The sequence below is a fragment of the Streptomyces triculaminicus genome (assembly GCF_017349075.1).
Taxonomy (GTDB): Bacteria; Actinomycetota; Actinomycetes; order Streptomycetales; family Streptomycetaceae; genus Streptomyces; species Streptomyces triculaminicus.
Map to the genome: position 1 here is coordinate 47958 of NZ_JAFMOF010000001.1, position 12781 is coordinate 60738.

Consider the following 12781-nt stretch of genomic DNA (forward strand, 5'->3'; position numbering starts at 1 on the left):
GGTCAGGACAGACGACGGATGTCACCCCGGACCCGGCAGAAGCCGCCTGCCGCCGGGTGGAGGGCATCCACGGCGTAACGGGTACCGGGCCTCGCGTATCGCGCGAGGGAACTGGACGTTCCAGGAGGCGTCGCAGCCCTCGGAGACGACGTGGACATGTAGCCGGCCGACGTCCTGGACGCACTCGACGACGATCGATCCGGCCGGAACCGCGTGCACCGCGGCCACCGCCGTCGGTGCGGTCGCGGACGCGTAACAGGGCGGCGGCGAGCTCAACGTCACGGGCAGGCGGCACGGTGCAGCCGGGTTTCCACAGCCGCGTGCTGTCCTGGGCGAGGTAGTAGACAGAGGAGGAGGCGTCACCGGCGAACACGAACCGGCCGCCGGGCGAGGTCGCACACGAGTACACCGCGCTGTCACAGGCGTACACCGCCTCGATCGCGCCACTCGCCTTGGACAGCCGCACCGTGGTCAGGCGGTTGGTCGGGCGGTTTGGCCGCGGCCCGAGCCGACGTGGTGGACGTGCCGGGCGGCCAAGGCGATCATGACGGCGGGAGTGAGAACGCTGTTGGCCAGGACCAGGAGCGGCACAAGCAAGTGGATGCTCTCGGCAGTAGGAGCGAGCGCCGGCCGAGCGTCTCGCTCTCCGGACAGCCTCCGGATGACGCCCGCACCGGTGCGGCGGCGACTGAAGATGCTCACTGAACGTGATGACTGGTTGGCTTCAGCCTCGAATACGTGACACCTCAACATGCGCGCTTACCAGTCTCGGGCCCCTGGACCGGGGCGTTCGTCGGGCCGGGCGAGCCTCCAGTGGCCCCAGCGTTTCCGGGCCGCGTCGGCCTTCCAGCGGTCGAAGCCGAAAGACGAGGTACATGACAGCCGACAGAGTTCGTCTATGTCGATTGATGCCGGGGTGGCGCTATGTTCTTCTCTCATCACCCGGGTGAGAAACTCGGCAGGCGGCGCGTGGCCGGCGGTCCCGTGCCCGGACGCACGACGGGGGCGAAGGAGCGGATGAGCGCACACTTAGGGCGTCCCGGTACACGACAGGACCGTCGGTGGCGGAGCGTGGGTGGCTCAGTCGTCCGACTCGTCGCGGCGGCTGCCGCCGGCGCGCTCACGGGACTGGCCGTCTTCAGCCTCACTCAGGTGACCAGTCGCATTCTGTTCGTCGTCACGGGCGGCGCCTTGGGTGCGGTGACCGTCCTCGCCGTGCAGTGGTACCGGCGCCTCGCCCAGCTCACCGAGGTGAGGGTCACCATCCCGCAGCTGAGCGAGCTCACGTTCGCTGTCAACAACGACTCCCGCCAGGTCGCCTGGCGCATGTTCGTCGAAACGGTGACCCGTGTATCGACACAGCCCCTGGCCAGTGACGAGGGAGTCGTCCGGGAGGCGCTCACATCGATGTACGGGCTGTTCGCCACGACGCGGGAGACGCTGAAGGCAGCGCGCCCCTCCGCTCCGGTCCCCGGCGGGCAGACGGTCGAGTACCTCGCGATCACCATGCTGAACCGCGAGCTGAGGCCGTTCCTGTCCCACTGGCACCCACGGCTGCGGGAGTTCGAGCAGGCCCACCCCGACGGCCCGGAGTCCGAATGGCCGGAGAACGCCGCCTGCCGGGCAGAACTACAGCGGGTGCAGCGCGACATCCACGCCTACGCCATCGGCTTCGCCCGCCTCGCCGGTGTCCGTGAAGCCGAGACCCTCATCGGGCACGTGCCCGTCCCCCGCACCCCCGACGCCAGACCCGAGGGGAGCACTACGCCGCCCGGCGGCGACGGGCGGACCACGCGGTGAGCCTCCCAGCGACAGGCATAGGACGGATCCGCGGGCGTGGTGCAGGCGGCACCCCTCGCGGCGAGCCAGGCGAATACGACGCGTTCATCTCGTACAGCCACGCCTGGGACAAGGACGTAGCGAAGGCCTTCCAGATCGCGTTGCAGGGTTTCGATCGCCCCTGGTACCGGCCGAGAAGCCTGAAGCTGTTCCGTGACGAGACCAATCTCGCGGCAAGTCCCCATCTGTGGCAGGAGATCGAGCAGGGGCTGACCCGGTCGCGGTGGCTCGTGGTGATGGCGAGCCCTTCGGCAGCTGCGTCCCCGTGGGTGCGGCAGGAGATCCGCTGGTGGCTCGCCCACCGGTCTGCGGACACCTTGCTCATCGGCTGGACCGACGGCACATTGTTCTGGGACCCCGAACGGGCGGGATTCGACTGGTCGCGTACGGACGCCCTGCCGAAGCAGGAGATGGAGCGGGCGTTCGAAGCGGAGCCCCGTTGGGTGGACCTGCGCTGGCTGCGCAGTCCGGAGCAAGCCAGTGCGGCCGACCCCCGGCTGGTCGAGTGCGTCGCGGAATTCGTCGCACCCCTGACGGGCAGGTCCAAGGACGAGTTGATCGGCGACCATGTACGTCGGCACCGCCAGACCCGCCGTCTGGTGCAGGCCACGCTCGCCGCGCTCACCGTACTGTTCCTCTTGGCCCTGGCCGGCGGGGTCACCGCCTACACCCAGCGCAACACCGCCCGCGCCCAGACCCTGGTCGCGCAGTCCAGGCAACTGGTTGCCGAGGCCTCGTCGATCAGGGACGCCCAACCGGATCTGGCACGCCAGTTGATGGTGCAGGCGTACCGGCTCGCGCCGACGGCGGAAGCGGTCGGCGCGCTCGTCGACAGCTACGCGATTCCCCGGGTTGTCCACGGCCGCGGGTTGGTGCGCGCGGCCGCATACAGCAGCCGGGGCCTGCTCGCTGTGGCCGACGACGACGGTCTGCGGCTGTTCGACCCCGCGCGCGGAACACAGCCGATCTTCACGGAGTCCGTGAAACGCCAGGCGACCGCGGTCGCCTTCAGCCCGGACGGCAAGCAGTTGGCCCTCGGCGGCGCGAACGGCACGGTGCGGCTGCTGGACGTGACGGACGGCAGCCGCCCCAGGGCCCTGGCAGAGACGTCCGGGGTGGGCGATCGCAGGGAGGTCCTCGTCCTCGTCGTCACCTCTGGCGGGCAGCTGGTCGCCATGACATGGAAAACCGGCGCCGTCCTCGACGTCTCGGATCCCGCTCGGCCGAGGTCCCTCGGGTCTCTGCCGGACTATCCAGTAGCGGCAAGCCCGGGTGGCGATCTGATCGTCACGGAGGAACGAGACACGCAAGGAGCGTACTTGGGACACCTGCGGCTGTGGAGCGTGTCCGGCTCCGCCCGGCCACGCCCGGTCGCCACGCTCGCCTCGCCACCTGTGGACGTCTCCGAATCCCGGCAGCGCGCGGTGTTCAGCCCCAACGGTCCGCTGCTCGCCATCGCCAGCAAGGACAGCAGGGTGAAGATGTGGGACGTCGCAGACCCCGCCCGTCCGGTCGCCAGAGCAGACTTGTACGCACAGAGCAGGCTCGGCATCCACTCCGTGGCGTTCTCCCCCGACGCGACGACCCTGGCCACCGGGGACAGTGACGGCACCGTCGCCCTCTGGGACGTTTCCGACCCCTTGCGCCCCCGTTCCGGCGCCCGGTTGAGCGGCCACACGAGGACGGTGGGCGGGCTCTCCTTCAGCCCGGACGGGCACACCGTGGCCTCGGCCGACGCCTACGACACGCTGCTCGACGACGGCACAGGCCCCCGCACCGTCCGGTTGTGGTCGGTGTCGGGAAGCGAGCGGGCCTCCGCGTTCACGACCCTGCCGACCAAGGGGAGCTTTCCGCCCGCATTCGGTCCGGACAGCCGCACACTGGCCGGTGGCGGCGAACCCACGACCGTGTGGCGGGTGGACGGCACAGGCACGCCACGTCTCCTGTCGACTGTGGAGACGGTCAATCCCGGGGGCCAAGCCGCGGCCTTCGGCATGGACCGGCGCACCCTGTTCTCCGGTATGCCCCTGAAGGCATGGGACATGACCGACCCGACTCACCCACGGCCCCTGACCCGGGGGGCGGCCCGCACGGTCGGAGCGGAGAGTCTAGCCGTCAACCCCGTCCTTCCGTTGGCGGCAGCACGGGGCGGCCCTGGCGAGCGGGCGCAGGTGTGGGACATCGGTGATAAGACGCGGCCCACCCTGCTCGGTACGCTCGACAGTGCCGGCGCCGAACGCCAGGACCTCGCCTTCAGCCCGGACGGTACGCTGCTGGCGGCATCGTCCCGGTCGGGCGGCGTACGACTCTGGCGGGTCGCCCGGCATGCCCCGCCCAGGCCCGTGGGCGACCTCCCCACGGCGAAGGGGAAGCCCCGCGCGCTGGCATTCGGTCCGCAGGGCCGCACCCTGGTCGTCGGGGACGAGACCGGAACGATCAGCACCTGGGACGTATCGCGTCCCGGACGTCCTGTGCGCCAGGGGGCTTCCACCCGGCACACCGGCGCCATCACCGGGCTCGCCTTCCATCCCGGCGGGGAACTCATGGCCACCGCCGGTCTGGACGGCCGCATCCGCCTTTGGGACGTCAGGAACCCGGCCCGTCCCGTCGAGGTGACCGCACTGAGCGGCGGCGGCCTGTACCCCTACGCGACCGTGGGCTTCAGCCCGGATGGACGCCTACTGGCGGGCAGCGACAGCACAGGCATTCGACTGTGGACGGTGGACCGGACCGGCATCCTGCGGCAAATGTGCGCCGAGTCCCCACGAATCACCCCCGACCAGTGGGCCCAGTATCTCCCGGACCGGCCCTACGACCCACCCTGCTCCTGACGCACGAGACGGAGGACACCGTGGCAAACGGCTTACAGCGCACCATCCCGCTCGCCGCGTTTCTGACGATCCTGCTGATGACCGGCGCGTGCGATGCCTCGAACCCCGCTCCCCCGATCACCCCGTCGGCTCAGCGGCCGACTTCCTCCGCCCCTGATTCCCCGCCTGACTCTCCGCCAGACGCCTCCACAGTCGTCGGACCGGCGCCGGCGGATCTGCATGACGTGAACTGGGCCGACGTTCCTGTCCCTGGCGAGTTCTGCGGCGTGCCGGGGCTCGTGCGACTCGGCCCCACAGGTGAGGCCATGGCCACCTCGCGGACATGGGGACCGGTGCGCTTCAGGCGAACGAAGAACGTCTTCTATGGCGACACCGACGGCGACCACCGCGACGAGGCCGTTGCCTTCGTCGGGTGCGACGACAACGGAGCCACGCAGAACGCAGACATCGCCGTCGAATACGTGGTGTACGCGCATGCGGGGAAGGACCTCGCCGTCCTCGGCTCGATCACCCCACGGCAGAAGTCCACCGCGTACCACACGGCACTCGCACGAGCGGAGTTCGCACCAGGCCGGATCATCGTGCACGAGAAGTGGTACCGCCCCAACGACGCGCACTGCTGCCCGAGCGGTGACGCGACCACTATCTGGACCCGTGAGGGCAACCGGCTGACGCCCGGTGCCCCCCGCATCACCTCGTGACCGGGCACCTCGCGACGGGAGTAACGGAGCGTGCGGGCTTCCGGGCCCACCACGACGTTTTCATCTCGTACAACCGAATCTGGACCGTGACGTCGCGGCCGTCGTCCAGCAGGCCGGCTACGAGGACGCCGACAGCGTGGCTCTCACTGAACGGACGGTCTTCGAGTGGCGCGGCGGCGACCGGAGAGCTGGGCGGAGTCACCACCGTGACCGTAATGCCGTCCTGTGTCAGGCGGCCTCCGGCCGCGAAGTGCGGGCTGCCTCCGCAGTCTCTACGGGGCCTTCCCTGTGGGGGGAGTCCTGGGGCGGGCTTGCAGGTGATCGCCGAATCGCGGCAGCGGGAGCGGAAGACCGCCGCCGCTGATCTTGGCCAGGCTGTCCAGAGCGGCCAGAAGGGCATTCCGGTCGGCTTGGCTCTCCCCCTGGCTGAGTACCGCCTGGACGCTGGTGGCGAGGCTGTCGTCCAGCACCGCCAGGTCCGGTAGAGCCTCGGCAGCCGTGTGGCGGGCCGGCGTCCAGGTTGCCGAGGTCGCCAACGATGCGGGTGGCAGCCAGGTCGTGAAGGGCGAAGTACAGGTCCCGGGCCGGTGACGTCACCGCAGCCGCTCCACGGCCAGCACCTGATCGGCTAGGAGCACGGCGGTGACACTGCCAGCCTCCGTCATCGCGCCGGAGCGGACCAGCGCGACGGCCTCGGCTACGGGTACCGAGCGCATTGTCATTCCCGCCTCGGTCGTGTCACGAGCGAGCCGACCGGGCGCAAGGCCGCGGGCGAGGAAGAGGTGGGTCTGGGCGGCCGTAGCCGAGGGCAGTGGGTGGATCGTACTGAGGTGCTGCCAGGTGTCAGCGCGCCAGCCGGTCTCCTCTTCGAGTTCGCGGCGTGCCGCCACCAGCGGTTCCTCGCCCGGCTCAGCTCCGCCGCCGGGCAGGGTGAGCATGCGTCGGCCGGGCAGGTAGAACTCGTCCTCGACCAGCAGGACTCGTCCGTCCTGGCCGAGGGCGACGACGCGGACCCCATCCGCTACCTCGACGTGCTCGTAGACCTCCGGGGCACTCGGGCCCTCGAGCGAGTCCCGGAAGAGCCGGATGAACTGGCCCTCGTACACCGCCCTCCGGCTCACCGTCCGCCAAGCGGACGGCGCGGCGGTCGGCTGACCGTCGTTGTGGGAAGCGGGCGTCAGCATCCCGTCAGCATGCCCGCCGATCGCCGGGGGCAACAAGGGAGCCGGAAAAGTGGCGGCCGAGCACGGGCTGCTGCTCCCTCCGCGTCCGACTCTCCGGAGCAGGCCGCGACGGTTGCTGGCCCGGGTCGCCGGCGGCGTGGGGCGCCCGAGCTCCCGGACTTTTGTCAGTGGCGCCCGTGACGATCATGGTTCAAGATCCAGTCGGGCCGCAGTGTGCGTCCCGGGCAATCACGGATGCAAGGAGGTTCACATGAACGAAGCCCTCACGATGGGCCTGCTGTTCCTGGCGGTCTTCGGCTCGTTCTGCGGGTTCCTCACGTGGCAGCTTGTCAGCCGGCTGCTCTCTCTGTTCGGTGGCATAGCGGTGGAGGGCCGCTGCGTACGCCGCTACTCGGCGGAGTCCAGCGACAACGGAACCAGCTGGCACCACGTCTACGGATTCACCACCCGCGACGGCCGATACGTGGAGCGTGGCAGTGGCCGGCCAGGGCCCTCAGCAGGGAGCGCTCCGCGACCGCTGCCCGGGTAGCGCGGGCGTCCGCCAGAGGGGCGAGGACGGCGAGGGTGGCCGCGTCGTCCCCGTGCAGCTGCATGGCCAGCTGGCCGGCGCCGAGCGCGGGCGTCATCCGGTCGGCGCCGAGGATCTCGGTACACACGCGGGTGCCGGGCGGTAGATCGTCGATCTTGCAGCCGCCCGGGTGCCAGGACGTCGGCCGCCTCATCCCGCTGCGGGTACAAGCACACCAGGTTCTCCGGATCCGGGAGATCGCCCGGCATGTCCTTCAGACAGTGCAGGGCAATGTCCGCGCGTCCGTCGAGGACGTCCTGCGTCACCGACCTGATGAACGCGGCCTTCCCACCGAGCTCGACCGGGGGCCCGCTCCACCGGTCCCCCGCCGTGGTCACCGGTACGTGCTCCGCCTGCACTCCGGGAGCGATTCGGGAGATCTCTGCCGCCAGCCATGCGCACTCCGGCGCCTCGACGTCTTTTCAGGCGAATGATGGTTGTGACACTCACTTTCCTGCGGACGTCGGCCGATAACTGAGACCGAAAGCTCCAGAGACCCGTTCCAACAACCTCGGGAGACACGATGGCCCAACCAGCCGACGGTTCTGCCCCGGATTTCGTCTCACAGGCCGCCGATCCAGTCCGGGAACACCTGGCCACCTCCACCGGCCTGGCCGACTTCCTCGCCGGCGCCGGCACCCTGACGCTGGACGAGCGCCGGCTGATCGCGGACCAGGCGAAGCTCATGCTGGACCAGAACTACGTCCATCTGCCGCTCAAAACGGCGATGCACGCCGTCAACCCGGTGCAGCGTCTACGGGTACTGCGCGGCCGGCTGGAAAGACAGACCGAGACGACAAAACCCCCGGAGTGGATGTTCCACGCCGAGATGTCGGAGATCTTCCACTCGGTCAGGGACCTCCACACCAACTATCTGCTCCCCGACCCCTACGCTCGCAAGGTCGCCTTCCTGCCGTTCCTCGTCGAGCGGTACGAAGACGACCAGGGCGAGCATTTCATGGTCACCCATGTGGCCCAGGGATTCTCCGCTCCGGGCTTCGAACCCGGCGTCGAGATTACCCACTGGAGCGGCATCCCCATCGCCAAGGCCGTTGATCTCAACGCCGCCCGTTTCGCGGGCAGCAACACCGCAGCCCGCCGCAGCCGAGGTACTCAGTCGCTGACCGTGCGGCCGCTCGTCATGCATCTTCCTCCGTTCGAGGAATGGGTGACCGTCAGCTACACCGACGACAGCGGCACCAAGCGCGAGCTGCGGGAGACCTGGCGGATCGTGGAGAATCTCCCACCCTTCGTCAAGGAGCAGGCGCCTATGGGCACCACGTTGGCCGAGGGCTTGGACCTCGACATGGACGAAGCCAACCGTGCCAAGGTGATGCTCTTCGCTCCGCAGGTCGTCGCCCAAAAGAAGGCTCTCGAAGCAGGCGAGGCCGCCCCCGAGGTACGCGCTGGTGAGATGGCCACCTCGATGCCGGGTGTGTTCCGGGCACAGGAGGTGCGGACTTCCTCCGGTACCTTCGGCTACATCCGGATCTTCACCTTCCTCGAGCGCGACGTGGAAGGGTTCGTCAGTGAGTTCGTCCGCCTGCTCGGCCTGATGCCGGACCGCGGACTGATCCTGGACGTCCGGGACAACGGCGGCGGCATCATCTTCAACGCCGAGTTCGCCCTGCAGACGCTCACCCCGCGCCCCATCACACCCGAGCCGACGCAGTTCATCAACTCCCCGCTCAACCTACGGATCTGCCGTAAGCACCAGGATGAGCTGGGCGCCTGGGTGCCCTCCATGGAGCAGGCCGTCGAGATCGGCTCCACCTTCTCCAGCGCTGTCCCCATCACACCCGAGACACGTGCCAATGCGATCGGCCAGCAGTACTTCGGCCCGGTCGTCCTCATCACCAACGCTCGCTGCTACTCGGCCACCGACATCTTCGCCGCCGGCTTCCAGGACCATCGGATCGGCCCCGTCCTCGGCACCGACGAGAACACCGGTGCCGGCGGCGCCAACGTCTGGGACCACGAGCACCTCGTAGCACTCCTCGAGGACGAACCCGACACCCCGTACGTACCGCTGCCGAAGGGAGCCGGCATGCGGGTGGCGATCCGCCGCACCCTGCGGGTCGGCGCCAACTCCGGTACGCCGGTGGAGGACCTCGGCATCACCCCGGACGTGCCCTACCAAATGACCCGCCGGGACCTGCTGGAGGGCAACGCCGACCTCTTCGAGCGCGCTGGGCAGGTCCTCAAGGGCCTGACCCCACACCCTGTGGCGATCACGGAAGCGACCATGACCGACGGTGCTCTGCGGCTCAAGGTCAAAGCCACCAACATCGACCGGTTGGACGTCTACGTCGACCAGCGCCCACGCAACTCCGTCGATCTCACCGACGGCCAGGCCGACATCACCATCCCCGACGCCTCCACCGCTCAATCGGCCCGCGTGGAGGGTTTCGCCGACAGCCGACTCGTTGCCAGCAGAACCGCGCGGCTCGGCTAAAGGGTCTGCACCGTCAACGGTGTCGAGTTCGGTGACGACGCGAACACCGCGCTTACGGAATGGCGAAAGGGCGCGGCCCACGTACACCGCGCCCCCGCACCAGTTACTGACGGGTTCCCGGCGAGGTCCGCGACCGCCCGGCTCGCAGCCCCCTTTGCCGGTGCGCTTCGTGGCCTCCGAGGCCCCGGCGCCGCCCACGAGTGGGCCGCGTCGGCGCACGAGAATCGTCGCAGTTTCGCGGGCGGCAGAACGTCCAACCGGCCTCCGGGTGCCTTCGCGCTTCTACGCTGGAAGGGTGAGTACCCAAGCCTCGAAGCCCGCGTCCAACCCCGCGCCCGCCCGTGTCATCCCCCTCCGCCCCGCCCGGGAGCCCCTCTGGCGGAACATCGTGGGGGAGGTGTTGCGCCGGGAGCGGCTGGCGCAGAAGCGGACGCTCAAGGACGTGGCCGACGCCGGGCGAATCTCCATGCCCTACCTCTCCGAGGTGGAGCGCGGGCTCAAGGAGGCGTCCTCCGAAGTGCTCGCGGCCGCCGCCGCGGCGCTCGGGCTCAGCCTGGCCGAGCTCCTCGCCTTGGTCCAGGCAGAGCTCATCCGCCTGGCCAGCCGTACGCACGTCCGCTCGGTCGGGCGGGCAGCGTCGCAGGCGCAACGGCGGCAGGGCGAAGTGCGCCTCGCCGCCTGATCGCCTGCCTGATCGCCTGCCTGACCGGCTGACGTCGGCTTGGCGGGTGGCCGCCCACCCCCGTAGCGCGGCCACCCGCCCCCGCGGCTACGCGGCCGTCGGCAGGACCCGGCGGCTGAGGACCGCGTCCGCGAGGCCGTACTCCACCGCCTCCTGTGCGGTGAAGACCTTGTCGCGGTCCATGTCGGCACGCAGGGACGCGACGTCGTGGCCGGTGTGCCGGGAGAGGACCTCTTCCACTTCCGAGCGGATGCGGAGCATCTCCTTGGCCTGCAGGGTGAGGTCGGAGACGGTCCCCTGCCGGCCCCCGCTCGCGGGCTGTCCCAGCAGGATCCGCGCGTGTTCGAGGACGAAGCGCCGGCCCGGGTCGCCGCCGGCGAGGAGTACGGCCGCGGTGGAGGCGGCCTGACCGACGCAGAACGTGGAGATCGGGGCGCGGACGAAGGTCATCGTGTCGTAGATGGCCATGAGGGAAGTGAAGGATCCGCCCGGGGAGTTGATGTAGAGGGCGATCTCGCTGTCCGGGCTGGACGATTCGAGGTGGAGCAGCTGGGCGATGACGACGTTGGCGACGCCGTCATCGATCTCCGTGCCGAGGAAGATGATGCGCTCGGAGAGCAGTCGACTGAAGACGTCATAGGCCCGCTCCCCGTTCGAGGTGCGCTCGACGACGGTGGGAATGGTGTACTGGCTCATGTCGTCAGAGTCCGATCCGTCGCTTGGTGCCGGCCGGGCGGACGTCCTCCAGGGACTCCACGACGCGGTCGATCATGCCGTAGTCCTTCGCCTGCTGCGCCGTGAACCACCGGTCGCGGTCGCCGTCGCGGGAGACGGTCTCCTCGGACTGGCCGGTGTGCTCGGCGGTGATGCGCTCGATGGCCTTCTTGGTGAATTCGAGGTTCTCGGCCTGGATGGCGATGTCGGCGACGGTGCCGCCGATTCCGGCCGACGGCTGGTGCATCATGATCCGCGCGTTCGGCAGGGCGTAGCGCTTGCCCGGTGTTCCGACGGTGAGGAGGAACTGCCCCATGCTGGCGGCGAATCCCATGGCGAGGGTGGAGACGTCGTTGGGGATCAGCCGCATCGTGTCGTAGATCGCCAGCCCGGCCGTGACCGAGCCGCCGGGGCTGTTGATGCAGAGGGCGATGTCGGTGCGGGGGTCCTCGGCGGAGAGAAGCAGCAGTTGTGCGCAGACGCGGTTGGCGGAGGCCTCGTTGACTTCCGTGCCGAGGAAGACGATGCGCTGCATGAGCAGCAGCGAGGCGAGGTGGTCGTCGAAGCGGGTCGGGGACGCGTCGCCGTCGGTGGCGCGCGGTTCGAGGGCTAGGGGTGAGAAGAGGGGTGACATGAGGTCTCCTCGGCCGGGTTGGTGGCGTGGTCGGGTCTTTCACCACTCTCCGGCCGTGCGCGGCCCCGCGACAGCTTTCTCTGCCCCCGGCAGATTCGCCGAGGGCAGAGCGAAGGCCCGTAGCGGGTACGCGCCAGCAGCTACCTGAGGGCCTCCGTGTCAGGAACCGGGGCATCCGGGGGCGTTGTTGACCCAGACCGCGTTGTTGCCCGACGGCCGGTCCATCGCCGGCCGGCCCTTCGTCGCCTGTTCACCGCGCTCTTCGGCCGGCCGCACATCGGCTCGCCGTTACTGACTTTGTAGCCGTGGTGTCGTGGGGGCTGACGGCTGGTGGTCGTCTACGGGTGAGTGTGCGGTCGGTCCCGCGGTGGCGCCGGGCGTGGGAAGAGGGCGGTGAGATCACCCTGCGTTCGAAAGTGCCCGTTTCCCACCCGAAGCTGAGCGATGAGCTGTTCGCGGTGCCGGTTCAGGTGGTGGTGCCGGGGACTGGGGCCTGGCCGACGAGGTAGATCCGTTTGCGGAGTTCCGTCTCGGCCCAGTCCAGGTCAGCTCGTAGGTCGAGCCAGACCCGGTCCTTGCGTGTGCCGGGCTGGTCGAGACTGACGGCGACCCAGGAGAACACACCCTGAAGGATCTCCCGTCTGCGTCCGGGGCTGGTCACGGAGAGCGCGAAGGACAGGGCGATGCCGGCCCGGGTGACGATCATGTGGCTCGCATCGTCCGGCTGGGGGCGGCCTGCGGTGAGGTAACGCGGAGCGTCGAGGACCTTGATCCACTCCAGAACCGTTCCAGGGACCTGTTCGTCCAGGATTCCCGCGATGGAGTCGCGCACCGCGACGGCGGGCTGTTCACCGAGCCAGCCCAGCCAGTGCTCGGAATCCGTGAGCTTGACGAAGTCATCCTTGGGCGGGCCGTAGTTCGGATTCTCCACGAACTCGCCGGTCAGCTTCCCGTCCGCGCCGACCCGCCAGAATCCCTCGATCGCTTCCCCCGGGACGTAGCCGTTGGGGTCGCCGATGAGGTCGGAGTCGATCGCCGCAACCGACCCGCCCGGGTTCGCAGCCGCCTCCGCGACGAGCCCGGGCGGAGGCGACTGCAGGATGCGCCGCCGCTCCGCTGATATGTCCCCCATGTGAGCACCCCTTCGCTTGGTTCGTCCGAGGAGGTCAGCAC

Annotated in this window: 10 protein-coding genes and 1 pseudogene; 5 read left to right on the forward strand and 6 right to left on the reverse strand. The window is 69.4% G+C overall.

Features of this window, described 5'->3' with window-relative positions; genetic code table 11:
* Window positions 1-2: 2 nt before the first annotated feature.
* A pseudogene (locus tag J1792_RS33785) lies at window positions 3-463 on the reverse strand (WGR domain-containing protein); the annotation flags it as partial.
* 689 nt (window positions 464-1152) lie between these two features.
* Here J1792_RS33785 and J1792_RS00290 point away from each other — a divergent pair.
* The 3 genes from J1792_RS00290 to J1792_RS33800 all read left to right on the forward strand — a co-directional run bounded on the left by J1792_RS00290 (window position 1153) and on the right by J1792_RS33800 (window position 5371).
* The gene (locus J1792_RS00290; RefSeq protein WP_242705221.1) at window positions 1153-1800 is read left to right on the forward strand and encodes a hypothetical protein; all 648 of its coding nucleotides are present in this window, start codon (window positions 1153-1155) and stop codon (window positions 1798-1800) included.
* Window positions 1797-4670 carry a toll/interleukin-1 receptor domain-containing protein gene (locus tag J1792_RS35280; RefSeq protein ID WP_307842849.1) on the forward strand — a complete coding sequence of 958 codons (2874 nt, stop codon included), beginning with the start codon at window positions 1797-1799 and terminating at the stop codon, window positions 4668-4670. Before J1792_RS00290 ends, J1792_RS35280 begins: the two co-directional genes overlap by 4 nt.
* A 305-nt stretch (window positions 4671-4975) precedes the next feature.
* Window positions 4976-5371 carry a hypothetical protein gene (locus tag J1792_RS33800; protein WP_242645400.1) on the forward strand — a complete coding sequence of 132 codons (396 nt, stop codon included), beginning with the start codon at window positions 4976-4978 and terminating at the stop codon, window positions 5369-5371.
* A gap of 593 nt (window positions 5372-5964) precedes the next feature.
* On the opposite strand, the gene J1792_RS00305 is transcribed toward J1792_RS33800, so the two are convergent.
* Complete coding sequence (locus J1792_RS00305; protein WP_207246383.1) at window positions 5965-6555, reverse strand: NUDIX domain-containing protein; 591 nt, start codon at window positions 6553-6555, stop codon at window positions 5965-5967.
* Between the two features lie 432 nt (window positions 6556-6987).
* Window positions 6988-7482 (reverse strand): hypothetical protein, encoded by a 495-nt coding sequence (locus J1792_RS35640; RefSeq protein WP_372446051.1) that lies wholly within the window; start codon window positions 7480-7482, stop codon window positions 6988-6990.
* Window positions 7483-7646: 164 nt separating this feature from the next.
* Here J1792_RS35640 and J1792_RS00315 point away from each other — a divergent pair, with 164 nt between their 5' ends.
* Together J1792_RS00315 and J1792_RS00320 are read left to right on the forward strand one after the other, a co-directional pair.
* Window positions 7647-9578: a S41 family peptidase gene (locus tag J1792_RS00315; RefSeq protein ID WP_207246384.1), complete on the forward strand. Its 1932-nt coding sequence runs from the start codon at window positions 7647-7649 to the stop codon at window positions 9576-9578.
* A 295-nt stretch (window positions 9579-9873) separates the two neighbouring features.
* Window positions 9874-10260 carry a helix-turn-helix domain-containing protein gene (locus J1792_RS00320; RefSeq protein ID WP_086566888.1) on the forward strand — a complete coding sequence of 129 codons (387 nt, stop codon included), beginning with the start codon at window positions 9874-9876 and terminating at the stop codon, window positions 10258-10260.
* Window positions 10261-10347: 87 nt separating this feature from the next.
* On the opposite strand, the gene J1792_RS00325 is transcribed toward J1792_RS00320, so the two are convergent.
* The 3 genes from J1792_RS00325 to J1792_RS00335 form a co-directional block, all read right to left on the reverse strand.
* Entirely contained in the window at window positions 10348-10956 is a 609-nt protein-coding gene (locus J1792_RS00325) for a ClpP family protease (protein WP_086566889.1), read from the reverse strand.
* 4 nt (window positions 10957-10960) lie between these two features.
* Window positions 10961-11608 (reverse strand): ClpP family protease, encoded by a 648-nt coding sequence (locus tag J1792_RS00330; protein WP_086566891.1) that lies wholly within the window; start codon window positions 11606-11608, stop codon window positions 10961-10963.
* A gap of 466 nt (window positions 11609-12074) precedes the next feature.
* Window positions 12075-12740, reverse strand: a complete 666-nt coding sequence (locus J1792_RS00335; protein ID WP_207246385.1) for a hypothetical protein — start codon at window positions 12738-12740, stop codon at window positions 12075-12077.
* Window positions 12741-12781 lie beyond the last annotated feature (41 nt).